This is a genomic window from Kitasatospora sp. NPDC094016 (assembly GCF_040304045.1).
Taxonomy (GTDB): domain Bacteria; phylum Actinomycetota; class Actinomycetes; order Streptomycetales; family Streptomycetaceae; genus Kitasatospora.
In genome coordinates this window covers 71,590-97,744 of sequence record NZ_JBEOUK010000010.1, presented here as the reverse complement: position 1 = coordinate 97,744, position 26,155 = coordinate 71,590, and the positions used below count along the sequence as shown (strand labels likewise).

Below are 26,155 nucleotides of genomic sequence, written 5' to 3'. Positions count from 1 at the left end.
GGTGATGCGACGCGGCTCGCGGGGGTCCGGCGGCCGACGCCCGGCACGGGGTGCGGGGTGTCGGCCGCCGGCCGTCCAGGTCAGCCGGTCGGGCCGGCGGCGGAGCCGCCTCGGCGGGCGGCGCGGCGCCGTTCGTGGTGCTGCCGGCGGTCGCCGCCGGCGGGCTGCGCGGTGTCTGCTGCGGCGGTGTCCGGGGCGGGCTCGGGTGCCGGTGCGGCCGGTGCCGCCTGCGGCGCCGGGGCGGCGGCCGGGCGGTCCAGCAGCTCGGCCAGGTGTCGGATGGTCGGCCGGTCGAACATCTCGACCACCGAGAGCTCCTGCCCGAAGTCCTCGGCGATCCGCCGCTGGACCCGGACCAGGTGGATGGAGTTGGCGCCGGCCTCGAAGAAGTTGGTGTCGACGCCGACCTCCGCCCCGTCCATCACCTCCCGCCACAGCTCGGTGAGCCGCTCCATCGCGCCGGGCGCGCCCGGCCGGTGCGCCGCCGTTCGCGCCGCCGGTGCCGCCGTGAGGGCGGGGGCGACGGGGCCGGCGGAGACGACGGCGGGGGCGGGCACCGCGGCGCCGAGCCGGGCGAGCGCCGCCCGGTCGACCTTGCCGTTGGCGGACAGCGGCAGCGCCTCCACCGCCCGCACCTGCTGCGGAACCATGTAGCCGGGCAGCCGCTCGGCGAGCGCGTCGCGCAGCGCGGCCGTCCAGTCCGCGCCGGAGCCGGGCTCCTCGGCGGCCGCGTTCAGCGGCCGACCGCCGACGAGCGTGTGCAGCACGCGCTGGCCGTCCTCCAGCCGCAGCGCCTCGTGCAGCGGCTCCGGGAAGACGTCGCCGATCGGGCAGAGCGCCACCGCGCAGTCGGCGGCGCGGTGACGCAGCAGCTGCGCCATCGCCCCGGCCTCCAGCAGGCAGAAGCGGTCGGCGAGGTCGCCGTACACCGGGGCGATCGCGGCGGTCCGGGAGACCAGGAAGACGGCGAAGCCGGCCTGGTCGAGCAGCGGCCCGTTGGCCTCGCTGTAGAGCGCCCGGTCCAGGGCCCGGGCCGAGCCCGGTGCACCGTCGAGGGCGACCAGCGCCGGCCCGGCCGGGTCGACGTAGTAGGTGCCGGCCGGCAGGCCCGCCACCTTGCCGGGGGCGACGGCCAGGTAGGTCTGCACCGGGTACAGGCCGCCGGCCGAGCCGTAGGCGTACCGGGGCACGCCGTCCTCGTCCTGGCGGGCGAGCACGGTCAGCAGCGCGTGCAGGTCGGCCAGCCGCACGGGGGCGTCGGCGAAACCGGTGGCGGCGCCGCGCAGGGAGGCGGCCCGGCGCAGGTCCAGGGTGTCGGTCGGCAGGGCGAACGGCAGGACCTCACGGCCCGCCAGATCGGCGCGGCGGCCGGGCTGGCGCAGGCGCGCCTCCAGCCGGCGGACCCGCTCGGCGTCCAGGGCCGGAGCCGGCGCGGGAGCGGGAGCGGGGGCGGCGGGCTGCGGCCGGGCGGCCTCGCGGACCACGAAGGCCGCGAGCCGGGCGCCGAGCCCGTTGCCCTCGACCAGCGCCGCCGCCTCCCGGACGCCGTCCATCCGGACCAGCGCTGACTCGATCTCCCCCAGCTCGATGCGCATGCCGCGCACCTTGACCTGGCAGTCCTCCCGGCCGAGGAACTCCAGCTCGCCGTCGGGCAGCAGCCGGGCGAGGTCGCCGGTGCGGTACAGGCGCTCCCCGGTGACCGGGTGGGTCGGGAACGCCCGGGCGGTGAGCTCGGGGGCGTTGCGGTACCCGACGGCCAGGCCCACACCGGTGATGAACAGGGCGCCGGCGACGCCGACCGGGCGCGGCCGGAAGGCCTCGTCCAGGACGACCATGCCCTGGTTCCGCATCGGCCGCCCGTACGGGATGCTCGGGCGGCCCGGCTCGACCGCGCCGATCGGGTGCAGCACGGACCAGATCGACGCCTCGGTGGCGCCGCCCAGGCTGATCACCTCGGCCTTGGGCGACAGCGCGCGGACGTGGTCGGGCATGCCGACGGGGATCCAGTCGCCGCTGAGCATGACCAGGCGCAGGGACTCCAGGTCGGCGGCCGGGTTGCCGCCGGCGTACGCGAGCAGCATCTCCATCAGCGCGGGGACGGAGTTCCAGACGGTGACGCCGTGCTCGGCGACCAGCCGGGACCAGCGCGCGGGGTCGCGTTCCTCCCCGGGCCCGACCAGCACCAGCGCGGCGCCGGCGGCGAGGGTGCCGAACAGGTCGTAGACCGAGAGGTCGAAGCCGAGCGAGGAGAGGCCGAGGACGCGGTCGGCGGGGCCGACCCGGAACCGGTCGTTGACGTCCACCACGGTGTTGAGCGCGCCGCGGTGGTCGATCATCACGCCCTTGGGGTCACCGGTGGAGCCCGAGGTGTAGATGACGTACGCGAGGTCCGCCGGGGTGGTGGGCACCGGGGCCGGCTCGGTGTCGGCCGGGGCGGCCAGCGCCTGCTCGAAGCCCAGCAGGGTGACGCCGGCCGGCACCGCGTCGGCCGCGTCCCAGGACTCCCGGGCGAGCAGCGCGGTGGCGCCGGCGTGTTCGAGCGAGCGGGCGACGCGGGCGGCCGGCAGTCCGGCGTCCAGCGGCAGGTAGGCGCCGCCGGCCCGGATCACGCCGATCGCGGCCGCGACCTGCTCCCAGCCCCGGTCGGCGCGCACGCCGACCAGCTCGCCGGGGCCGACGCCGGCGCCGCGCAGCGCGTGGGCCACGGCGGCGGAGGCGCGCTCCAGCTCGCCGTAGGTCACGGTGCCGGTGGCGGAGACGACGGCGGTCCGCCCGGGGGCGGTGCGCGCCTGGGCGAGGAACGGCTCGTGCAGCAGCCCTTCGGGCCGCGGGCCGTCCGTGGCGTTGAGCGCGCGGTAGGCCTCGGCGTGGGCGGCGGGCAGGGCGGCCAGGTGCGGGTCCGTCCAGGCGTCGGGCCGCTCGGCGAGGGCGGTGAGCAGGCCGGTGTAGGCCTCGAACATCGCGTCGAGCAGGCCCTCGGGGAAGAGCTCCTCGACGGCGTCCCAGGTCAGCCGCAGCCGGCCCTCGTCCTCGGAGATCTGGTGGTCCAGCCAGACCTGGGGGGTCTGGGTGATGGTGTGGGCGACCTTGGCGCCGAGTTCCCGCAGGACCCGGCCGCCGCCGACCTCGCCGGCGCCGAGCTCGCTGGTGAAGACGACCGGCATGGCGGCGTCGGCCACCCCGCGCCGGCGGGCCAGGTCGCCGCCGACCCGCACGCCGCTGACCAGCTGGTGGTCCAGGTCCTCCCAGAGCCGGTCCTGGAGTCGGCGGGCCCGGTCGGCGAAGGAGCCGGCGGTTGCGCCGTCCACCTCGAAGAGGCTGAGCGCGGTGAAGTCGCCGACCATGGCGGCCAGGTCGGGGTGCTCGCCGACGCGGTTGAACAGGGTGAGGTTGAGGGTGAAGCGGTCGGCCGCCGCCCAGGTGCCGAGCACGGTGGCGTAGGCGGCCAGGGCGAGCGCCGAGGGCGTGACCCGGCCGGCGGCGGCCCGGGCCTTCAGCCGCTCCCACAGCTCGGCGGGCAGGTGCGCCTCGCGGCGGTGGAACCTGGTCTGCGTCAGCTCCTCGGGGCGCCGGGCCAGCGGCAGCGCGGGGGCGGGCGGCAGGGTCTCCAGGCGGCCGTGCCAGTAGTCGAGGTCGCGCTGCAGGGCGGGGCCCTCGCGGCGGGTCTGCTCGGCCAGCACGTAGTCGCGGAACGAGAGCTCCATCGGGCGCGGGTCGAGCGAGCCCTGGTAGATCGCCAGCAGCTCGCGCAGCAGGATCTGCACGCTGCCGCCGTCGGCGATCAGGGTGTCGATGCTCAGGTGCAGCCGGGCGTCGGTGCCCTCGGTCCGGCTGGCGTGCAGCTCGAACAGCGGCCAGGTGTCGGCGGGCAGCACCTGGTGCGACATCCGGGCCCGGGTCCCGGCGAGGGCGTCGGCCCGCTCGGGCTCCGGCAGCCCGCGCAGGTCCTCGACGGCCAGCTGGTACGCGGGCACCTCGGGCAGGATGCGCTGGGTGCCGTCCTCGGCGAAGACCAGGCGCAGCGCGTCGTGCCGCCGCACCAGGGCCTGCCAGGCGTCCTGGAGGCGCAGCGGGTCGACGTCGGCGACGTCCACCTCAAGGTAGAGGTGGCAGGCGACGTCGCCGCCGACGGCGCCGCTGCGGCCGATCCAGTACGCGCGCTGCACGTCCGTCAGCGGGAAGGGCTCGTGGCGGCGGGCCGGGTCGGGCAGCAGCTCGACCGGTTCGGCGGGCGCCGCGGTGGCCCCGCCGGCGCCCAGCGCGTCCACGGCCCGGGCGAGGGCGGCGACGGTCGGCGAGTCGAACAGGGTGCGCAGCGGCAGCTGGACGTCCAGGTCGCGGCGGATCCCGGCGACCATCCGGGCGGCCAGCAGGGAGTGGCCGCCGAGCTCGAAGAAGTCCTCCTCGGTGCCGACCTCGTCGAGCGTCAGGGCCTCGCGCCAGATCGCGGCGATCCGCTCCTCGGTCGGCGTGGCGGGCGCGGTGCGGTCGCGGCCGGCGGCGGGGACGGTCTCGGGGGCGGGCAGCGCCGCGCGGTCGACCTTGCCGTTGCTCGTGAGCGGCAGCGCGTCGAGCGGGATGAACCGGGACGGGATCAGGAAGCCCGGCAGCTGACCGGCCAGGGCGGCCCGCAGCTCGGCCGGGGCGGGCGGGGCGGCCGGGTCCTCGGGCACCAGGTAGGCGGCCAGCGCGGCCCGGGCGGTGCCCAGGCCGTAGGCGGTGACCACGCACTGGCGGATGCCGGGCAGCGCGGTGAGCGCGGCCTCCACCTCGCCGGTCTCGATCCGGAAGCCGCGGATCTTGACCTGGTGGTCGTTGCGCGAGAGGTACTGGAGGCGGCCGTCGGGCAGGGTGCGGACGAGGTCGCCGGTGCGGTACAGCCGGGCGGTCGACTCACGGCCTGCCGTCTCGGGGGCGGCCGACTCGGGGCCCGCTGACTCGGGGTCGGACATCTCGGGGTCGGACGTCTCGGGGTCGGCGACGAAGCGTTCGTCGGTGAGCCGGGGCAGCCCGAGGTAGCCGGCCGTCACCCCGGCGCCGCCGATCAGGAGTTCGCCCGGCACGCCGACGGGCACCCGGCGCCCGTACGGGTCGAGGACGCGCACGGTGGTGCCGGCGATCGGGCCGCCGATGGTGACCAGGCCCTCGGCCGGGTCGACCTCGGCGGTGGTGGACCAGACGGTCGTCTCGGTCGGCCCGTACATGTTGCGGATCGGGCCGCCGAGGTGTCCGGCCAGCCGGCGCACCAGCTCGGCGTCGAGGGCCTCGCCGCCGAGCAGCAGCTGCCGCAGGCCGCGCAGGGCCTGCGGGTCGGCCTCGTCGAGCAGGGTGCGGGCCCGCGAGGGGGTGCACTGCAGGTGGGTGACGCCGTGGGCGCGCACCAGCGCCGTCAGCTCGGTGTCGGCCGCGACCGCGAGGGCGGCCGGGGCGGGGGCCGGTGCGGCGGCCGCGGTGCGGCGCAGCTCGGCCAGCCGGGGCAGGGCGGCCAGCGCGACGTCGGTGTCGACGCCGAAGTCGACCAGGCAGCCGATCTCGTCCACGCCGGCCGCGGCCAGCCGGTGCACCAGCGGCAGGCACTCCTCGGCGGTGCCGATCAGCGAGCCGTGGCCCAGGTAGCGGGCGCAGGCGTGGTCGAGCAGGGCCTCCTGGTCCTCCGCGGTGAAGTCGCTGCTGCGCACGTCCATGCCGAGGCCACGGGCCAGGTTCTCGATCAGGCCGACCGAACTGCGCAGGTAGTCGCGGAACGGCTGCCAGGCGTGCGCCCGGACGTCGGCGGCGTCGGCGCCGACGTAGCTGTGCAGCATCAGGGTCACGTGCGGCTCGCCCGGGTGGCCGGCCTCGTGCCAGGCCTCCCGGTAGAGGGCGATCTTCTCGGCGAGTTCCTCGACGCTCTGGCCCAGCAGGTGGGTCAGCAGCCGGGCGCCGACCCGGCCGGCCGTGCGGCAGGTCTCGGGGTTGCCCGAGGAGGTGAGCCAGTACGGCAGCTCGGCCTGGACGGGTCGGGGCAGCACCTGGACGTCGACGGTGCGGCCGCCGGGCCCCTCGAAGGGGAGCCGCTCGCCGCGCCACAGCCGGCGCACCTGCTCGATCCCGCTGACGGTGAGCGCCTGGCGGTCCTGGTAGGCGTCCTTGGCGAGGACGAAGTCGTCGGCGTGCCAGCCCGAGGCGAAGGAGAGCCCGACCCGCCCGCCGGACAGGTTGTCGACGACCGACCACTCCTCGGCGACCCGGACGGGGTGGTGCAGCGGTAGCACCACGCTGCCGGCCCGGATCCCGATCCGCTCGGTGGCCTGGGCGATCGCGGCGGCCAGCACCGAGGGGGCCGGGAACGGCCCGCCGAAGGCGTGGAAGTGCCGCTCGGGCAGCCAGACGGCGGAGAAGCCGTTGGTGTCGGCGAAGCGGGCGCCGTCCAGCAGCAGCCGGTACTGGTCGGGGCCGGGCTCGGCGCCGGCGGTGTCGCTGGCGAAGTAGAAGAGGCTGAACCCGGGGACGGCCGGGGCGGCCGGGGCGTCCGACGAGGCCGGTGCGGTCGGTGCGGTCGGGGCGGGGGCCGCCGTGCCGGGGTCGGGGTTGACCACGACGCGGTGGCCCCGGCTGAGCGTCCAGAGCAGTTCCAGGACGGAGATGTCGAAGGAGACGCTGGTGACGGCCAGCCAGGTGGCGGGCTCCCCGTCGTCCGCCAGCACGCGGTCCATCGCCGCCAGGAAGGCGGTGAGGTTGCGGCGCAGCACGACGACGCCCTTGGGGCGGCCGGTCGAGCCGGAGGTGTGGATGACGTACGCGGGGGCGTCCGGGTCCACGGATACGGATACGGGTGCGGGTGCGGGTCCGGCGGATCCGGCGGACTCGGCCGGGGCGTCGAGGTCGAGCAGCGGCGCGCCGGCGGGCGCGGCGTCCCGGGTCGCGGCGTGCACCACGACCACGGCGGGCTCGGCGTCCTCGACCACGTGGCGCAGCCGGGCCGCCGGGTAGTCCGGGTCGAGCGGCAGGTAGGCGGCGCCGGCCCGGAGCACGGCGAGCATGGCGGCGGGCAGGTCGGTGCCGCGGCGCAGGCACAGACCGACCCGGTCGCCGGGGCGCACCCCGGCGGCCTGGAGTCGGGCGAGCAACTCGTCGACCCGGGCGTCCAGTCGGGCGAAGGTGAGGGCCAGGTCCGGGCGGCCGCCGGGCAGCACGGCCTCGGCGTCCGGGCGGGTGCGCACGGCCTCGGCGAAGGCCGTCACGACGTCCGGTGCGTCCTCGGGCAGCGCCGGGCCGTCGCCGGCCGAGGCCAGCAGGGCCTGCTCGACGGGGGTGAGCGCGAGCAGGTCGGAGAGCCGCAGGCCGGGGTCGGCGGCGCCGCGGGCCAGCACCCGCTGGAGGGCTTCGGTCAGCGTGCGCACGGTGTCGTCGTCGAACAGGTCGCCGCTGAACTCGCAGACGCCTGCCGTGAGTTCGCCGTCGCGGGCGAGTTCCAGGCTCAGGTCGGTGCGACACAGGCCGTTGTCCAGCTCGACCAGCTCGACCGTGACGCCGGGCAGGGCGATGTCGGGGGCGGGCACGTTGCGGTAGCCGAACTGCACCTGGTAGAGCGGGGCGTGGCTGAGGTCGCGGTCCGGGCGCAGCTCGCGGACCAGGCGCTCGAAGGGCACCTGGGTGTGGGCCAGCGCGCCGAGCGAGGTCTCCCGGACCCGGCCGAGCAGTTCGCCGAAGGTCGGGTCGCCGGAGAGGTCCGAGCGCAGCACCAGGCTGTTGACGAACATGCCGACGAGCCCGGCGAGTTCGGGCCGGTCGCGGCCCGCGGTGGGCACGCCGACCACGACGTCCTGCTGGCCGGAGTGGCGCATCAGGACGGCCTGCCAGGCAGCCAGCGTGACCATGAACGGGGTGGCCCGGGCCGCCCGGGCGGCGCCCTCCACGGCCTCGGTGGTGGCGGCGTCCAGGGTGAAGTGCACCCGGCCGCCCCGGTGGCTGGGCACGGCCGGCCGGGGCCGGTCGGTGGTCAGCTCCAGGACGTGCGGGGCGCCCTCCAGGCGCTCGCGCCAGTAGCCGAGCGGTTCGGCCAGCGCGGTGTCGGTGAGCTCGCGGCGCTGCCACTGCGCCCAGTCGGCGTACTGCACGGCGAGCGGCTCGGGGGCCGGGCCGCCCTCGCGGAAGGCCCGGTAGCGGGCGCAGAGCTCCTCCACCAGCACCGCGCGGGACCAGGCGTCGCCGACCAGGTGGTGGTTGACCACGACCAGCAGGGCGCGCTCGGGCGCGGAGCGGATCAGCAGGGCGCGCAGCAGCGGGCCGTGCTCCAGGTCGAACGGCAGGGCCGCCTCCCGCTCGGCCAGCGCGCGCTCCTCGGCCTCGCTCCAGCCGGCCTCGCCGCCGGCCGGCTCGACCACCCGCAGCACCGGTGCGGTGCGCTCCAGCACCCGCTGCACCGGGCCGTCCTGGCCGGCGGCGATGACGGTGCGCAGCGCCTCGTGCCGCTCCACCAGGCCGTCCAGCGCGGCCTCTAGCGCGGCGACGTCCAGCGGGCCGCTCAGGCGCAGGCCCACGTACTCGTTGAACACCCCGAGCCCGGGGGTGAGCTGCTCCAGGAACCAGAGCCGCTCCTGGCCGAAGGACAGCGGCGCCGGCAGCGCCGGGTCGCGCGGCGGCACGGCCGGGGCCGGGGCGGCGGGGCCGGCCGGGGTGGCCGGGGTGGTGCCTGCGCGGCCCCGGGCGCGCGCCTCGAAGGCGGCGCGCTGCTCGGGGGTGAGCCGGGCGAGGCGGTCCTCGCGGCGGCCTGCGGGGTTGGTCACTGGTTCTCCAGGTCGGCGAGGATGCGGTCTTCGATCTCGGTGGCGAGGTCGGCGACGCGGCCGCCCTCGAAGAAGACCCGGGCGGGGACGTCGACCTCGAACTCGGCCCGCAGCCGGGCCGCGATCTGGGCGGCCAGCAGCGAGTGGCCGCCGAGCTCCAGGAAGTCGTCGTCCACCCCGACCCGGTCGAGGCCGAGCAGTTCGGCGTAGATCTCGGCCAGGCGCTCCTCGGTCGGGGTGGCCGGGGCGGTGTACGGCGTGGCGAGCTCGGGGCGGGGCAGGGCCGCCGTCCGGGGCGCCTCGGCGGCCGGGGCGGCGGAGGTGCGCAGCGTGCCGTCCGCGATCGCGGCGCCGGCCCGGGCCACCACGGCCCGGCCGGGCGGGCCCTCCAGCAGGGCGGCGAAGGCGCGGGCGCCCTGCTCGGGGGTGAGCGCGCCGGCCAGCATGTCGGCCTGGAAGGCCCGTAGGGCCTCGGGGACCTCGGCCCGGCTGGCCATGCCGACGCCGGCCCACATGTCCCAGTCGACGGCCACCGCGTGGCGCTCGCCGCGCGCGGCCTCGGCCTCCGCGACGGCGGCGAGGTAGGCGTTGGCGGCCGCGTAGTCGGCCTGGCCGTAGGTCGGGATCAGGGTGGCGAGCGAGGAGCAGAGCACCAGCACCTCGGCCTCCCCGGGCCGCAGCGCGGCGAGCAGGTGGCGCAGGCCGGCGGTCTTGGGGGCGAGGACGGTGCGCATGCTGTCGTCGGAGCGCAGCTCGACGGAGCCGCCGCCGGGCACGCCGGCCGCGTGGACGACGCCGTCGATCCGGCCGAAGGCCGAACGGGCCTGTTCCAGCGCCCGGTCCAGCGATGCGGCGTCGGTGACGTCGGCCTGGACGGCCAGCACCTCGGCGCCGCTCTCGCGCACCGCGGCGAGCGCGGCCTCGTCGGCGGCGCCGCGGCCGAGCAGGACGAGCCGGGCGGCGCCGGCCCGGGCCAGGGCCGGGGCGAGGGTCAGGCCGATCCCGCCGAGGCCGCCGGTGAGCAGCCAGGTGCTGTCGGCCCGCACCCGGGCCGGGGCGGTCGGGACGGGGCGCTCGGCGGGCTCGACGGTGCGGGTGAGCAGGGCGCCCCCGCGCAGGGCGAGCAGCCGGGCCGGGCCGGTGAGCACGGCGCGCACCACCGCGTCGGCGGCGGCCTCGTCGAGCGCGGTGCCGACGGCGAGGTCGACCTGGGTGCAGCGCAGGTTGCGGTACTCCTCGCCGAGCACCTGGACCGGGCCGCTGAGCAGGGCGGCGGCGGGCCGGGGCTGCTCGCCGGGGGCGGCCGGGAAGGCCCCGGCGGTCACGACGCCGAGCCGGACCTCGTTCAGCACGCTCTCGGCGGACATCGCCCGGGCGAGGTGGACCAGGCCGAAGTAGCCGGCGGTCTCGTCCGGCGTCTCGTCCAGGCCCCAGGCGTACAGGACGGCGGTGGGCGTGCGGACCAGGCCGCGCAGGTCGGCCAGCAGCTTCGCGTACTGGGCCGGGTCGGCGGGGTCGAGCTCGTAGACGCCGCGGCGCACCCGGCGGTAGGCCGGGCCGGGCTGGACGGTGGTGACGATCTGGCCGCGCGCCGTCAGCAGCTCCACCAGGGGCTGGGCGGCGCCGGCCCGGTCCAGCAGGACCAGCCAGGTCTGGCGGCGGCCGGCCAGCGGGTCGTCCCCGGCGCTCTCGGCGAGCGGGCGCCAGGTGACGGTCCCGTGGACGGCGTCGAGGTCCGCGGCGGGCAGCGCGGTGGCGGGCGCCCGGCCGGGGACGGCGGGCTCGATCCAGTGCGGGAGCCGCTCGAACGGGTAGCCGGGCAGGTCGGCGGGGCGGGCGTCGGCGTCGACGGGCTCCCAGTCGACGGCGGCGCCGTGCGCCCACAGGCTGCCGAGCGCGAGGACGGCGCTGCCGGGCTCGTCCTCGGCGCCGCGGCGCCCGCGGGTGGGCAGCGGCGGCAGGGCGAGCCGCGGCCCGGCGGTGCCCTCGGCGGCCGCGCGGGCCAGGTCGGTCAGCACGCTGCCGGGGCCGGTCTCCACCAGCACCATCCGCTCGTCGAGCGCCGCCAGGCGGGTCAGCCCGTCGTGGAAGCGCACCGGGGCGAGCATCTGGCGCACCCAGTAGCCGGGGTCGGTGGCCTGCTCGGGGGTGATCCAGTCGCCGGTGAGGTTGGACAGGAACGGCACGGTGGGCTCGTGCAGCGTGACCTTGGCGAGCTCGGCCGCGAACTGCTCGGCGGCGGGCGCGCACAGGGCGCTGTGGAAGGCCCGCTCCACCGGCAGGCGCAGGGCGCGCAGGCCCCGCTCGCCCAGCTCGGCGGCGGCCCGCTCGACGGCCTCGGCGGTGCCGGACAGCACCGAGGCGCCCGGTCCGTTGACGGCGGCGAGGTCCAGGCCGTGCGCGGCGGCGAGGTCGGCCGCGGCCGCCTCGTCCAGCGGGACGGCCAGCATCGCGCCGGGCGCGGTCTGCTCCATCAGCCGGCCGCGGGCGGCGACCAGGGCGAGCGCCTCGGGCAGGTCGAGGACGCCGGAGAGCAGCGCCGCGGTGTACTCGCCGAGGCTGTGGCCCAGCAGCGCCGCCGGGCGCACGCCCCAGTGCCGCCACAGCGCGGCCGTGGCGTGGCCGACCGCCAGGACGGCGGGCTGGGTGACGGAGCTGCGGCGCAGCAGGTCGGCGTCGCCGCCGCGCAGCAGCTCGACCAGGTCGAGGCCCAGGTGCGGGCGCAGCAGGTCGGCGGCCTCGTCCAAGGCGGCCCGGAACACCGGGTGCGCCCGGTGCAGGCCCAGGGCCATGCCCGGGTACTGCGCGCCCTGGCCGGGCAGCAGGAAGGCGACGGGGGCGGCGCCCTGCCCGGCGCGGGCCCGGACCGACTCCCGGCGGCCGCCGCCGCGCAGCGCGGCCACGGCGGCGGCGGTGTCGTCGGCGACCACGACGCGGCGCTGGACCAGCTGGCGGCGGCCGGTGCGCAGGGTGCGGGCGACGTCGGCCAGCGGGCGGTCCGGGTGGGCGGCGAGGTCGTCGGCGAGCCGTTCGGCGGCGGCGTCCAGCGCGGCGGCGGTGCGGGCCGACAGCGGCAGGGCGACGGGGACGGCGCCCGGCGCGGCGGCCTCGCGCGGGGCCGGCTCGGGGGCCTGCTCCAGGATCACGTGCGCGTTGGTGCCGCCGATGCCGAAGGCGCTGACGGCGGCCCGGCGCGGGCCGTCGGCGACCGGCCAGTCGGTGAGGCCGGCCGGGACGAAGAACGGGCTGTCGGCGAGGCCGAGTCCGGGGTTGACGGCCTCGGCGTGCAGGCTCGCCGGGATGCGGCCGCCGCGCACCGTCAGGATGGCCTTGATCAGGCCGGTGACGCCGGCGGCGGTGTCCAGGTGGCCGAGGTTGGACTTGACCGAGCCCAGGCCGCACCAGCCGGTGGCGGACCTGTCGTCGGCGTCCTGCTCGGCGCGGAAGGCGGCGGTGAGCGCCTCGACCTCGATCGGGTCGCCGATCGGGGTGCCGGTGCCGTGCGCCTCGACGTAGCCGATGCTGTCCGGGGCGACGCCCGCGACGGACAGCGCCTCGCGGATCACGGCGGTCTGGCCGGCGACCCCGGGGGCGGTGTAACCCGCCTTGTTCGCACCGTCGTTGTTGACGGCTGAGCCGAGGATGACGGCGTGCACCCGGTCGCCGTCGGCGAGCGCGTCGGCGAGGCGCTTGAGCACCACGACGCCCGCGCCGTTGCCGAAGACCGTGCCGGCCGCCTCGGCGCCGAAGGGCCGGCAGTGCCCGTCCGGCGACTCGATGCCGCCGGGCACCGGCAGGTAGCCGGAGCGGTGCGGCACGGTGACGGTGACGCCGCCGGCGAGCGCGAGGTCGCACTCCTCGGACAGCAGGCTCTGCACCGCGAGGTGCACCGCGACCAGCGAGGTCGAGCAGGCAGTCTGCACGCTGACCGCCGGGCCGCGCAGGTTGAGCTTGTACGCGGCGCGGGGGGCCAGCTGGTCGGGCTGGTTGCCCTGGAAGAGCATCGGCACGCCGAGGGAGTCCCGCAGGTCGGTGCGCGGCAGCAGGTTGTGGATCAGGTAGGTGCTCAGCAGCGACCCGGCGTAGACCGCGATCGGCCCGCGCGCCCGGTCGGGGTCGCAGCCGGCGTCCTCCAGCGCCTCCCAGGCGCATTCGAGGAAGATCCGCTGCTGCGGGTCGATGACCGAGGCCTCCAGCGCGTTGTAGCCGAACAGCTGGGAGTCGAAGCCGGCGACGTCCGCCAGCACGCCCTTGGCGGCCACGTACCCGGGCTTGCCGGCCTCGCCGTCCGGCACCCCGGCGGCCCGCAGCTCCTCGGGGCCGAACCGGCTGATCGCCTCGGTGCCGGAGGCCAGCAGCTCCCACAGAGCGTCGACGGAATCGGCTCCGGGGAAGCGGCCCGCGAGGCCGACGACGGCGACCCGGCCGTCGGTCTCGGCCTCGTCGGGAATGACCGGCTGTGCGTTCAAGGTGTTCTCCGTGGGTGAGGTGGGCTCCGCGCGCGGCGGGGCGGGCAGGACCGGGTACGCGGCCGGGGCTCAGACCGCCATGGGGTTCAGAGCGCCATGGGGTTCAGGGCCGGCGGGCGGCTCAGACCGCCATGAGGTAGCGCTGGAAACGGGGCATCAGGAACTCCAGGGCCCGGACCTCGACGGGCGTCAGCTCCGGGTGCCAGACGTCCCAGAGCAGGACGGCGCGCTGCTGGGTGCCCTTGTTCCAGGCCTCGTGGATGAAGCTGTCGTCGAAGAGGATCACCTTGCCCTCCTCCCAGCCCCGCTCGTCGTCGCCGACCTTGATGGCGCAGCCGGGCGGCACGATCAGCGGCAGGTGCGCGGTCAGCAGCAGGTTCACGCCGCCGGTGTGCGGGGTGATGTGCACGCCGGGGTTGAGGATGGTGAACATGCCGTCGCGCGGCCCGTGCGGGCTCGCCGAGACGGCGGCGTGGGTCTCGGGGCAGCGCTCCAGGACCTCGTCGCGCCAGCTGCCGTTGCGGTACAGCTGGTAGGTGTCCCAGCCCTGCCAGCCGAGCTCCTTGGTGTACAGGTCCTCGTACGGGGCGAAGCGGGCCTGCTCGGCGCGCAGCTCCAGGAACTCGGCCTTGATCCGGTCGTACGCCGCCTCCATCCGGGCCACCCAGGGCAGTTCGGCGGTGTCGTGCCAGGGCAGGGCGCTGATCCCGGGGAAGAACAGCCGGGTCGGCTCCTGGTCGTCGTGCAGGTACTCCGGGGCCTGCTCGCCGGTGAGGATGCGCAGGCACTCCTCGACCCGCTCCAGCCCCTCGGTGCCGAGGATGCCGTGCAGCTCCGTCATCACGCCCTGAACGTCCATGTCAGTCCCTCCCTGTCGGTGCGGTCCGGGTCGTCGGCCCGGCCGGTGTGTGCTGGTCGGCGGCCGGGCCCTCGGCCCGGTCCCGGGCTTCGCGGCGGGCCCTGGCGCGGGCCCGGACGGCGCTCTGGCGGCGTTCGCCGCGCGGCTCGGCGCTCTCGGCGCCGGCCCGGCCGTCCGGGGCGGCGCCCTCGGTGAGGCCGGCCGCGAACTCGGCGATGGTGGGCCGCCCGAAGATGTCCACCAGCCGGACCGGCCGCTCCAGGCGGCGGGCCAGCTCCAGCTGGAGCCGGGCGGCCAGCAGCGAGTCGCCGCCGGCCTCGAAGAAGTTGGTGTGCCGGCCGACCGGTCCGCCGCCCAGCAGCCGGCGCCAGGCGTCGGCGACGAGCTGCTCGACCCCGGCCAGCGGGGCGGCGTCGGCGGGCCGGGCGGTGGCCCCGGGCAGCGGCAGCCGGGCCCGGTCGCGCTTGTTGGTGCGCGTTCGGGGCAGCGCGTCCAGCAGCATCACGGTGTCCGGTACGACCGCCGCCGGGAGCCGTTCGGCCAGGTGCGCGCGCAGTTCGGCGCCGGTGACCCCGGGCGCCGCGACCGCGTAGCCGACCAGCCGGCGGGCCCCGCCCTGGCCGTGCGCGGCGGCGGCCGCCTCGCGGACCCCCGGGTGCAGCTCCAGCAGCGCCTCGATCTCCTCCAGCTCGATCCGGTTGCCGCGGATCTTCAGCTGGCTGCCGATCCGGCCGACGAACGCCAGCTCGCCGTCCGGGAGGCGGCGGCCCAGGTCCCCGGTGCGGTACAGCCGGCCCCCGGCCTGCCAGGGGTCGGCGACGTACGCCCGGGCGCTCTCCTCGGGCCTGCGGTGGTACGAGCCGGCCAGGAAGTCGCTGCGGAGGTGGATCTCGCCGACCACCCCGACCGGGCAGGGCCGGCCCCGGCGGTCCAGGACCACCGCCTCGCGGCCCGGGATCGGGGTGCCGATCGGCACCCCGGCCGGGAACTCCTCGCCCGGCGCCAGCTCGCGGTGCGTCGCCAGCACGCACTCGGTGGGCCCGTAGAGGTTGTGCAGCCGCGGCCGGTCGGGGCGGTGCGCCCAGGCGGCGGCCAGCGCCACCGGGAGCACCTCGCCGGCCATCAGCACGTGGGCGAGGTCCGGCAGGTGCGAGCCGGTGGCGTCCAGCGCCTCGGTGACCAGCTGGAAGAAGGCCGGGACGGTCTGGATCTGGGTGATCCGCTCGGCCCGCAGCCACCCGGCCACCGCGAGCGGGTCGCGGCGCAGCCCCTGCGGCGGCAGGCAGAGCACCGCGCCCGAGCAGAGCGCGGCGAACACCTCGGTGTACGCGGCGTCGTAGGTGAACGGGGCCCACTGGGCGATCCGGCTGTCCGGGCGGATGCCGAAGTGCTCGCGCTGCCAGTGGGCGAACTGGGCGAGCGCCGCGTGCGGCAGGGCGATGCCCTTGGGCGTGCCGGTGGAGCCGGAGGTGTAGACGAGGCAGAGCGGGTCGCCGGGGCCGGCGGGGGAGGCGGCCGGGGCGGGGCCCGCGGGCTCGTCGGCGGCCGGCACCCGCGGGTCGACGGCCTCGACCGGGATGCCGGCGAAGTGCCCGTCGTCCGAACATAGTTCGGGGTGCAGGGCGAGCGTGCTCCCGGCGGCCAGCAGGCACACCGGTCCGGCGTCGGCCAGCAGTGCGGTCAGACGGGCGTCCGGGTCGGCCGGGTCGAGCACCGCGAAGGCGGCCCCGGTCTTGGCGACGCCGAGGATCGCGGCGCTCTGCACCGGGCCGGCGGGCAGCAGCACCGAGACGAACCGGCCGGGGGCCGCGCCGCGCTCCAGCAGCCGGGACGCGATCCGGTCGCTCCAGACGTCGAGCTGCCGGTAGCCGACCGTCACGTCCTCGGCCCGGATCGCGGGGGCGTCCGGACGGGCGGCGGCCCGGGCCCGGAACAGCTCGGACACCGGGACGGCGTGCTCGGCGCGCGCCTCGCCCGCGGGGCGGGCCGGGCGCGGGGCGGGCAGCGCGGGGTCGGTGAGCTCGACGGCGTCGAGGGGGGCCTGCGGCGAGGCCAGGGCGGCGCGCAGCAGGACGTGGAAGTGCCGGGCGAAGCGGTCCGCGAACTGCGGGCCGAAGCGGTCCGCGGCGTACTCCAGGGCGCCGCCGATCCGGTCGGCGCGCTCGTCCAGGGCCAGGGTCAGGTCGTACTTGGCCGCCCCGGTGGGGACCTGGCGCAGCACGCCGGCGGCCGCGCCCAGCCGGACGTCGGCCGGCGGCGCGTCCTGGAACACCAGCGAGGCCTGGACCAGGGTCGGCCGGCCCGGCTCGCGGGGCAGGCCGAGGCCGGCCACCAGCCGGTCGAAGGCGACCAGCGGACGGCCGAGGTCGCCCGCCAGCGCCCGCCCGGTGCGGGCGGCGAGCTCGGCGAAGGACGGCGCCCCGGCCAGGTCCACGCGCACCGGCAGGGTGTTGGCCAACGAGCCGACCAGCGACTCCAGTTCGGGCCGGTCGCGGTTGGCGACGGGCACGCCCACCAGCACGTCGTCGCTGCCCGCGTAGCGGCCCAGCAGCGCCGCGTACACGGCGAGCAGCAGGGTGAACGGCGTGGTGCGCAGCCGGGCGGCGCCCTCGCGCAGCGCGGCCGTCAGCTCCGGGGCGAGCGCCACCGGCAGCGTCGCGCCGGCTCCCGTCGGCCGCGTCCGGGTCGGTGCGTCGGCGGGCAGGTCGAGCACCCCGGGGTGCCCGTCGAGCCGCTTCACCCAGTACTCCAGGTGCTCCTGACGCAGCGTCAGGCCCGCCTCGTCGGCGCAGCCGGCCGCGTAGCCGGCGAAGTCCAGGTCGAGCGCGGGCGGCGGCTCGGCCAGTCCGAGGCGGGCGGCGTACAGCGCGGCCAGCTCGCGCACGGCCACGCCGATCGACCAGCCGTCGACGGCGAGGTGGTGCGCGGTGCACAGCAGCACCGAGCGCTCGGGGCCGGTGCGCACCAGGGTGAGCCGCAGCGGCGGCTCACCGGCCAGGTCGAAGGGGCGCACCGCCTCCGCCCGGGCCAGCTCGGGCATCTCTGCGGGCGCCGCGTCCAGAACGGCCAGGGCCGGTGCGGCGGGCGGCGCGAGGACCAGCACCGGGCCGTCCTCGCGCAGCTCGCAGCGGGCGGCGAGCACCGGGTGCCGGGCGGTCAGGTCGGCGAGCGCCCCGGTCAGGGCCGCCTCGTCCACCGGGCCGGTCAGGTCCAGCGCGGCCGGCAGGTGGTAGGCGGGCGAGTCGGGGGCCAGGCGGTGCAGCAGCCACAGCTGGCGCTGCTGGTCGGTCATCGGGACGGCGTCCGCGGGCGGCCCGGCCGTACGGGCGGCGGGCGCCGGGGCGGCGGGCCGCACCCGTGCCAGGGCGGCGGGGGTGGGGTCGGTGTAGAACTCGGCGAGCGAGGGCGCGGCGCCGAAGCGGGCCCGGACCCGGCCGAGCAGCCGGGTCGCGGCGATGGAGTTGCCCCCGGCGGCGAAGAAGTCGTCGGTGGTGCCGACCCGCTCGGACGGCAGGCCCAGGACCTCCGCCCAGAGCGCGACGGCGGCCCGCTCGGCCTCGGTGGCCGGTGCGCTGCGCCGGGCGGCGGTGAGCTCCCCGGCGCGCAGCAGCAGCGCCGGCCGGTCCACCTTGCCGCTGGTGTTGAGCGGCAGCGCGGGCAGCGGGGCGATCACCCCGGGGACGGCGGCGGCGGGCAGCCGCTCGCGCAGGTGGCGGCGCAGGCGGTCGGGCAGTTCGTCGTCCCCGGTGCGGGCGGTGACGAAGGCGACCAGCCGGGGCCCGGCGGGCTGCCCCCGGTCCACGACCACCGCCGCCTGGCGGACCTCGGGGTGGGCGGCGAGCAGGGACTCCACCTCGCCGACCTCGATGCGGTGGCCGAGGATCTTCACCTGCTGGTCGGCCCGGCCGAGCACGACGATCCGGCCGTCCGGCAGGTGGCGGGCCAGGTCGCCGGTGCGGTAGACGGTGCCGCCGGCCGGGTCGACCGGGTCGGCGACGAAGGCGGCGGCGGTCAGCTCCGGGCGGTTGCGGTACCCGGCGCTGACGCCGGCCCCGCCGATCACCAGCTCGCCGACGGCCCCGCGCGGCACCGGCCGCAGCCGCCGGTCCAGGACGTAGCAGACGGTGCCGGCCACCGGGCGCCCCACCGTGACGCCCTCGCCGGGCAGCACCCGTCCGACGGTGGACCAGATGGTCGTCTCGGTCGGCCCGTACAGGTTCCACAGCTCGGCGCAGCGCGCCAGCAGCCGATCCGCGAGGTCGGCGTCCAGGGCCTCGCCGCCGCACAGTGCCCGCAGCCCGGGCCGGCCCGCCCAGCCGCCGTCCAGCAGCCCGCGCCAGAGCGAGGGGGTGGCCTGCATGACGGTGGCGCCGCTGCGCTCCAGCAGCGCGCCCAGCGCCTCGGCGTCGCGGACGCTCTCGCGCGGGGCGACCACGACCCGGCCGCCGGCCAGCAGCGGGGCGAACAGCTCCAGGACGGAGATGTCGAAGGTGATCGAGGTGACGGCGAGCAGGGTGTCGTCGGCCCGCAGGCCCGGTTCGGCGCGGACCACGCTGTGCAGCAGGTTGGCGACGCAGCCGTGCGGCACCGCCACGCCCTTGGGCAGCCCGGTGGAGCCCGAGGTGTACATCAGGTAGGCGAGGTCCTCGGGGCCGGCGCCGGGCAGCGGCTGCCCGGTCCCGGCGTCCGGGCCCTCGTCGAGCAGCGCGGCCGGGTCGGCGGCGGGCAGCCCCCCGGCGGGGTCGCCGATCAGCAGGCGGGCGCCGCTGTCGGCGAGCACGTGCTCGGCCCGCGCGGCGGGCATGGCCTCGTCCAGCGGGACGAGGACGGCTCCGGCCCGCCAGATGCCGACGATCAGCGGCACCAGTTGCGCGCCGCGCTCGACGCGCAGGGCCACCCGGTCGCCGGGCGCCACGCCGTGCCGGGCCACCAGCCGGCGGGCGACCAGGTCGGCGGCCGCGTCGGCCGCGGCCCGGTCGAACGCGTGGCCGGGTGACTCGACGGCCGGTGCGGCGCCGTCCTGCCGGGCGAGTTCGCGCAGCGCCTCGGGGACGGTGGCCCAGGCGCGCTCGGCGTCGGGCGCCCGGTTGAAGTCGACCAGGACGCGCCGGCGCCGGTCTTCGGAGAGCACCGGAAGCTCGGCCAGCGGCCGGTCCGGGTCGGCCGCGGCGGCCTCCAGCAGGCACAGCAGCGAGTCCGCGAAGTCGGCGGCCGTCTCGGGGGCGAGCAGCGCCGTGCGGTACTCCAGCGTCGCGTCCAGCGCGCCCGAGGGGCGCGGGCGCAGGAAGAAGGTCAGGTCGTACTTGGCCGTGCCGCTGTGCGAGGGCGCCGGGGAGGTGGTGACGCCGGGCAGCTCCAGGGTGGTGGTGGGGCCGCTGTGGAAGGAGTACATCAGCTGGAACAGCGGCGTGCGCCCGCCCGCGGCCCGGCCGAGCCGTTCCAGGACCAGGTCGAAGGGGGTGTCGCGGTGGCGCAGGTCGGCCTTCAGGTGCCGGCGGGTGCGGGCCAGGGCCTGCCGGAAGGTCGGGTCGCCGCCGAGGTCGCTGCGGTGGGCGACGAGGTTGAGCAGCGGTCCGACGACGCCGGCCAGCGCGGTGCGGCCGCGGGTCGCCACCGGCATGCCGACCACCAGGTCGTCCTGGCCCGTCCAGCGGGCGGCGGTGGCGCAGAAGGCGGTGAGCAGCACGGTGGACAGGCTGGCCAGTTCGCCCCGGCCGAAGGCGCTGAGCCGGGCCGCCAGTTCGGCGGGGACGGTGAAGTGGTGCAGCGCGCCGGCCGCCGGGTCGCCGCCGGGGCCGACGTCGGACGGCAGGTCGGCGGTGGGCAGTTCGCCGCCCAGCCGGGTCTGCCAGTGGTCGATTCCGCCGGCGTGGCTGGTGTCGCTGTCGTCACCGCGCTGCCAGGCGGCGAAGTCGCCGAAGTCGGGTCCGTCGGCCGGGGCCTGGGCCTGGGTCGGGTCCGGGGCCTCGCCGCCGAGTTCGGCGGCGTAGCAGGCGGCCAGCGACTCCAGGAAGACGCCGAAGCCCCAGGCGTCGACCACGATGTGGTGGGCGGTGAACAGCAGCAGCGAGCGGCCCCCGCCCAGCAGGAACAGCTGGGTGCGCATCAGCGGGGGCCGGGCCAGGTCGAAGGGCACGGCCACGGCGCGGGCGGTGAGCTCGGCGAGCCGGTCCGCGCGCTCGCCCTCGGGGACGCCGGTCAGGTCGACGGTCTCGACGGCGGGGCGGACCCGGTCGGCGAACAGCTGCCACGGCTCGCCCGCCCCGTCGGCGGCGACGGCGCAGCGCACCACCTCGTGCCGCCGGGCGACGGCGGCCAGCGCCCGTTCCAGGGCGGCCACGTCCAGCGGGCCGCTGACGTGGAAGGCGGCGCTCTCGTTGTGCAGGGCGGTGCCGGGCAGCACCTGCTCGGCCCGCCAGATGGAGCGCTGGGCGTAGGACAGCGGCGCGCGGGCGCGGTCGCCGCGCAGCGGCAGCGAGGTGTCGCGGCTCATCGGCGGCCGCCCTCCGGCGAGGCGTCCGCGCGGCCGGCGGCGACGGCCGCGGCCAGCCCGGCGACGGTCGGGTCGCCGACGTACACCCGCAGCGGCACCTCGACGCCGAAGCGGGTGCGCAGCCCGTCCAGCAGGCGGGCGATGCCCAGCGAGTCCCCGCCGAGCAGGGCGAAGTCGTCGTGCCGGCCGACGGCGGGCACGTGCAGCAGCTCGCGCCACAGCTCGGCGATGCCGGCCTCCAGGCCGTCCAGCGGCTGTTCGCCGGTGTGCCCGGCCAGGGCGGCGGCCGGACTGGGCAGCGCCCGCCGGTCGGCCTTGCCGCTGAGGGTGCGCGGGATCGCGGCGAGCCGCAGGTACAGGGCGGGGCGGGCGGCGGCGGGCAGGCCCTCGGCGGCGTGCGCGCGCAGTTCCTCGTCGGTGGCGCCGTCGGCGACCAGGTAGGCGCAGAGCACCGGTTCGCCGTCGGCCTCCTCGACCAGGGCGGCGCAGACGTCCGCCACCGCGGGGTGGCGGCGCAGCAGGTCCTCGATCTCGCCGAGTTCGACCCGGGCGCCGTTCACCTTGACCTGCTGGTCGCGGCGGCCCAGGACCTCCAGGGTGCCGTCGGCGCCGAGGCGGCCGAGGTCGCCGGTGCGGTACCGGTCCGGTGCGACGAAGCCGCCGGCCGCGTCGCCCAGGTAGCCGCGCAGCGGGAACGGGGTGCGGATCTCGATCTCGCCGATCGCGTCCACCACCGGGCGTCCGCCGAACAGCACCCCGATCTCGACCCCGGGCATCGGCCGGCCGGCGGGGACGGTCTCGGCCTCGGCGTCCTCGGCGGTGAGCCGGCGGAAGACCTTGGTCATGGTGGTCTCGGACGGCCCGTAGAGGTTGACCAGCTCCTTGCCGTCCCCGAACAGGGCCCGCCACCAGGCGATGTCGGCGGGGCGGACGGGCTCCCCGGCCATCAGGACGCTGCGCAGCCGCGGCAGGGAGCCGGCGGCCAGCCCGGCGGCGCGCAGGGTGCGGAACACGGTGGGCACGCAGTGCAGCAGGTCGACCTGCTGCTCGGTCAGCCAGCGGGCCAGGGCCGCGCCGACGGGGATGGCGCCGGGCGCCGGGAGCACGGCGGTGCCGCCGGCGCACAGCGGGACGAGGGCGTCGCGCAGGAAGGCGTCGAAGCCGGGGGAGGTGAGCATGGAGATCCGGGTGCCCGGGGCGATGCCGAACTCGGCGATCTCCCAGTCCAGGAAGTGCGCGACCGCCTCGAAGCTGCCCCGGATGCCCTTGGGTCGGCCGGTGGTGCCCGAGGTGAAGTAGACGTAGCCGGCGTCGGGGCCGCTGATGCCGGTCCAGTCGTCGGCCGCCCAGGGCAGCGGGGTGATCGACTCGGCGGCGAGCAGCGGCAGTTCGCCCTGTCCGGCGACGGTCAGGTGCTGCCCGGCGACGGTCGGGCCCGGCCCGGCGGCGGCCAGCGCGGAGCGGCCGGCGGCGTCGGCGAGCACGGTGCCCGGCCGGAGGTCCTCCAGCAGGGCCGTCCAGCGGGCGGCGGGCTGGCGGGTGTCCACCGGGGCGAACGGGCGGCCGGTGGCGGCGCAGGCGAGGATCGCCGCGACCACCGGGACGGGGTCCGCGCAGGCGACCAGGACCGGGCCGGTGCCGGTGGCGAGGCGGTCGCGCAGGCCGGCGGCCAGCCCGGCCAGCTCCTGGTGGCTCCAGACCCGCTCGGCGGTGGCGAGGGCGGGGGCGGCGGCTCGGCGCTCGACCTGGTCGGCCCAGCGGTCGAGGATGCTCGTGTGGCTCACAACTCTCCGTTCATGATCCGGTGGGCCACGACCGTCAGCGGGTCGAGGGAGGGCAGGGCCTCGCTCAGACCGGCGTCCTCGATCGCCCTGGTGACCAGGTGCAGCTCGGTGCAGGCGGCGACGAAGGCCCGCACGCCGTAGCGGGGCAGGGTCTCGCGCAGGAAGTCGATGGTGCGGGCCGGGTCCTCGCCGCGCTTGAGGCGGTGGATCTCCCGGTGCAGCGCCTCCTGGTCCGGCGGGCGCAGCGCCACCAGCTGCCGGGCGGCCCGGGCCCCGGCGGCGCCCGAGGTGAGGATGCCGGCCCGGGCGGTGCCGGAGGAGCAGAGCAGCAGGTGCGGTTCGTCGGCCGCGGCCAGTTCCTCGTGCACGACGTCGACCAGCGAGACGCAGCGCGCCGCGAGGTCGGCCGGCAGGTCGCCGAGCACGTGGTGGGCGGTGATGCAGGCGATCACCACGCGTTCCGCGCCGGCGGCCAGCAGGCCGCGCAGCGAGGACTCCACGGCGCGGCGCAGCTCGTCGAGTTCGCCGCTGCCGATGGCCTCGGTGCGGTCCACCACGGCGGGGTCGGACCAGAGCAGCACCCGGGGGGTGTCCTGCTCGGGGTGGAGCCGGCAGGCCCGGTAGACGGTGCGCAGCAGTTCGACGGAGGCCAGCGGGCCCATGCCGCCGACCACCCCGACCAGCGGGTGGCGCGGGCGGGTGCCGGGGCCGGCGATCGGCCCGGCGGCTGTGGCGGTCATCCCAGGCACGGCAGATCGAACTCCTCGACGAAGAGGGCGAAGGTCGCGACGAGCATCAGGTAGTCGGTGTCCAGGTGGGCGTGCACCTGCTGGCCGTCGCCGCGCTGACGCCGCGTCAGGGCGGCCACGGTGTCCGGGTTGAAGTAGCCCTGGCGGCGGACGGTCGCGGGGGAGACCAGCTCCTCGAACCAGTCGGCGCCGGTGCCCAGCAGGTGGCTGCTGGTCTGGCCGCGGAAGCCGTACTTCTGCCGGCTGAGCACCTCGCCGGGCACCAGGCCCTCGGCCGCCCGGCGCAGCACGGCCTTCTCCCGGCCGTGGGCGAGCATCAACTCCGGTGGCAGCGTGGTGGCGTGGTCGACCACCGCGTTCGCCAGGAAGGGGAAGCGCAGCTCGACGCCGTTGGCCAGGGCCATCCGGTCGCCGTGGTCGCCGAGCAGGTGGTCGGCGAGCCGCAGGTGGTAGTCGAGGTAGGAGCGCTGGTGCAGCGGGTGGCGCCCGGCCAGCCGCCCGGGGTCGACCAGGCGCTGGTTGGTGACGGAGAACTCGTCCAGCCCGTAGGCCAGGTCCTCGGCGTACAGCTCGCGGCGGAACTCCTGGGCGGGCAGCTGGTCCTGCTCGTAGCCGAGGTCGACGCCCCACATCCGTTCGCGGATCTCCCGCTCCAGCCGGGCGTCCAGGCCGGTGAGCCGGCTGCCGCCGAGCCCGGTGGCGTCGAAGCGGTAGCCGGGGTAGCCGCCGAACAGCTCGTCGGCGCCCTCGCCGCTGAGCGCGCCGACCGTCCCGGCGGCGCGGACGGCCTCGGACAGCGCCAGCGAGCAGACGTTGTACGACTCGCGCACGGGTGCCTCGGCGTGGCGCACCATCGCGGTGATCCGCTCGGCCACCTCGTGCTCGCCGACCGGGACTTCGTGGTGCTCGGTGCCCAGCTTGGCGGCGACCAGCCGCTGGTGCGGGCCCTCGTCGAAGTCGCGGCCGGGGAAGGTGACGGAGAAACTGGGCCAGGCGTGGCCGGGGCGGGCCCGGGCCATCAGCGCGCCGATCAGGCTGGAGTCGAGGCCGCCGCTGAGGTACATGCCGATCGGCACGTCCGCGAGCAGCCGGCTGCGCACGGCCCCGTCGAGCAGTTCGGCGGTGCGGTGGGCGTACCGCTCCAGCTCCCGGTCCAGGGCCTCGGGGGCCACCGGGGCGAGGTCGGCGGCGAGCGGGAAGTCGAGGTCCCAGTACCGTTCGGTGCGCACGCCGGAGCGGTCGGCGATCAGCCGCTCGCCGGGGCGCAGGGCGCTGATCCCCTCGAACATGGTGCGCGGGCTGACCAGTCCGGGCAGCGTCAGCACCTGGTCGAGGCCGCGCAGGTCGACCCGGGCGCTGACGGCGGGGTGGCGCAGGATCGCCTTGATCTCGGAGGCGAAGATCAGCTGGCCGTCGGCGACGGTGTAGAAGAGCGGGACGATGCCGGCCCGGTCGCGGGCGAGCAGCAGCCGCTGCGCGCCGGCGTCGTGCAGCGCGAAGCCGAACTGGCCGTCCAGGTGGGCCGTCAGGTCCTCGCCGTACTCGCGGTACAGGTGGACCAGCACCTCGGTGTCGTTCTCGGTGCGGAACCGGTGGCCGCGGCGGCTCAGCGCGGTGCGCAGCTCGCGGTGGTTGTAGATCTCGCCGTTGCAGACCGAGACCAGGGTGCCGTCCTCGGTGCGGTGCGGCTGGTTGCCGCCGGCGAGGTCGTTCAGGGCCAGTCGGCGAAAGCCCAGGCACAGGCCGTCCGTGGCGTAGTGGCCGTCGTCGTCGGGGCCGCGGTGCACCAGGCACGCCGTCATCTCCCGGACCACGGCGGCATCGGCCGGGCGACCGCCGCCCAGGACGAATACGCCGGTTATTCCGCACATTCTGTCCGCCCTCTCCCGTCGTGCGTTCGGAACTCGTCGTCGGAACTCGCCGATCGAAATACTCTGGAAATATCCGAAAGAAACCCGGACGAGGAGCACCGTAACAGAGCTCGGTGTTCCGGGAAAGACTCAAGATCCTTATGCGCCAACCGACTATTTCAGGGCACAACTGAGCTGCGGCATCGCCCGGTTGGCTCTTCTCGGGGCATGCCGGAATGCGGGCTGGACCAACCCGTGAATTACCGCATAAAGTCGTGCGGGAGGCCTGTTCAGGCTTCGCGTAATTGACTGGGGAAGAAAAAGGAGCAGCGATGACCGGTTCGTCCGCCGTACAGCACGACGAGGTGGCCCGATGGACGCCGTGGCACCGGGACGCCGCGCCGAACGGGCGGTCCGGGCCCGTACGCGTCTACTGCCTGCCGCACGCCGGCGGCTCCGCGAGCGCCTACCTGCCGTGGGCCCGGTCCGGCGAGCAGCCGGGCCTGACGGTCGTTCCGGTGGAACTGGCGGGCCGGGGCACCCGCCTCGCCGAGCAGCCGTCGGCCGTCATGGACGAGGTGGTCGACGGCCTGCTCGCCCTGCTGGCGAGCCGCCCGGCGGACGAACCGTTCATCCTCTTCGGCCACAGCATGGGCGCCCGGATCGCCTACGAGACGACCCGCCGGCTCGCCGCCGAGGAGCGGCCGCTGCCGCTGTCCCTCGTGGTCTCCGGCGGCCGGGCCCCCGGCACGCCGGACGTCACCCGGCTGCACGGACTCACCGACGACGAGCTCCTGGAGCGCATCGTCGGCCTCGGCGGGACCCCGGCCGAGGTGCTGGAGTTCGCCGACCTGATGCAGATGATCCTGCCGGTGCTCCGGGCGGACGTCACCCTGCTGGGCGAGTACAACGACCGGATCCGGCCGACCGTGCTGCCCTGCCCGGTGCTGGCGCTCGGCGGCGCCGACGACCTGATGGCCGGACCGGAGTGGATCACCGGCTGGCGGGCCACCACGGCGGCCGGCTTCCGCCACCGCATCCTGCCGGGCGACCACTTCTTCCTGCACCAGCAGCGGGCCGAGGTGCTCGCGGAGCTCGCGGCGCAGGCCCGGGCGTGCCTGGACACCGCGGACGGCCCCCAGGAGGGCCGGGCGCCGGGCGCCTGACCCCGGCCGCCCGGTTC

The 26,155-nt window shown here is 77.1% G+C and carries 8 protein-coding genes; 1 reads left to right on the top strand and 7 read right to left on the bottom strand.

Annotated features, from left to right (window positions below; genetic code table 11):
* Positions 1 to 80: 80 nt before the first annotated feature.
* From ABT015_RS12670 to asnB, 7 genes are all read right to left on the bottom strand, one after another.
* Positions 81 to 8,768: a non-ribosomal peptide synthetase gene (locus ABT015_RS12670; protein ID WP_350878860.1), complete on the bottom strand. Its 8,688-nt coding sequence runs from the start codon at positions 8,766 to 8,768 to the stop codon at positions 81 to 83.
* Entirely contained in the window at positions 8,765 to 13,237 is a 4,473-nt protein-coding gene (locus tag ABT015_RS12665; protein WP_350878859.1) for a type I polyketide synthase, read from the bottom strand. The genes ABT015_RS12670 and ABT015_RS12665 overlap by 4 nt, the downstream gene beginning before the upstream one ends.
* A gap of 121 nt (positions 13,238 to 13,358) precedes the next feature.
* On the bottom strand, positions 13,359 to 14,096 hold the full coding sequence (locus ABT015_RS12660; RefSeq protein ID WP_350878856.1) for an aspartyl/asparaginyl beta-hydroxylase domain-containing protein: 738 nt from the start codon (positions 14,094 to 14,096) through the stop codon (positions 13,359 to 13,361).
* 1 nt (position 14,097) lies between these two features.
* Positions 14,098 to 20,589, bottom strand: a complete 6,492-nt coding sequence (locus tag ABT015_RS12655) for a non-ribosomal peptide synthetase (protein WP_350878855.1) — start codon at positions 20,587 to 20,589, stop codon at positions 14,098 to 14,100.
* Entirely contained in the window at positions 20,586 to 22,373 is a 1,788-nt protein-coding gene (locus ABT015_RS12650) for a non-ribosomal peptide synthetase (protein ID WP_350878854.1), read from the bottom strand. The genes ABT015_RS12655 and ABT015_RS12650 overlap by 4 nt, the downstream gene beginning before the upstream one ends.
* Positions 22,370 to 23,113 (bottom strand): aspartate/glutamate racemase family protein, encoded by a 744-nt coding sequence (locus ABT015_RS12645; protein WP_350878853.1) that lies wholly within the window; start codon positions 23,111 to 23,113, stop codon positions 22,370 to 22,372. Before ABT015_RS12645 ends, ABT015_RS12650 begins: the two co-directional genes overlap by 4 nt.
* Positions 23,110 to 24,993 carry an asparagine synthase (glutamine-hydrolyzing) gene (gene asnB / locus ABT015_RS12640; protein ID WP_350878851.1) on the bottom strand — a complete coding sequence of 628 codons (1,884 nt, stop codon included), beginning with the start codon at positions 24,991 to 24,993 and terminating at the stop codon, positions 23,110 to 23,112. Before asnB ends, ABT015_RS12645 begins: the two co-directional genes overlap by 4 nt.
* Positions 24,994 to 25,304: 311 nt before the next feature.
* Between asnB and ABT015_RS12635 the strand changes: the two genes are divergently transcribed.
* The gene (locus tag ABT015_RS12635) at positions 25,305 to 26,138 is read left to right on the top strand and encodes a thioesterase II family protein (protein WP_350878849.1); all 834 of its coding nucleotides are present in this window, start codon (positions 25,305 to 25,307) and stop codon (positions 26,136 to 26,138) included.
* Positions 26,139 to 26,155 lie beyond the last annotated feature (17 nt).

Bases quoted from the DNA above. Each gene is read 5' to 3' on its own strand.
- ABT015_RS12645 (WP_350878853.1), bottom strand. From the start codon at position 23,113: ATGACCGCCACAGCCGCCGGGCCGATCGCCGGCCCCGGCACCCGCCCG.
- ABT015_RS12660 (WP_350878856.1), bottom strand. From the start codon at position 14,096: ATGGACGTTCAGGGCGTGATGACGGAGCTGCACGGCATCCTCGGCACC.
- asnB (WP_350878851.1), bottom strand. From the start codon at position 24,993: ATGTGCGGAATAACCGGCGTATTCGTCCTGGGCGGCGGTCGCCCGGCC.
- ABT015_RS12655 (WP_350878855.1), bottom strand. From the start codon at position 20,589: ATGAGCCGCGACACCTCGCTGCCGCTGCGCGGCGACCGCGCCCGCGCG.
- ABT015_RS12635 (WP_350878849.1), top strand. From the start codon at position 25,305: ATGACCGGTTCGTCCGCCGTACAGCACGACGAGGTGGCCCGATGGACG.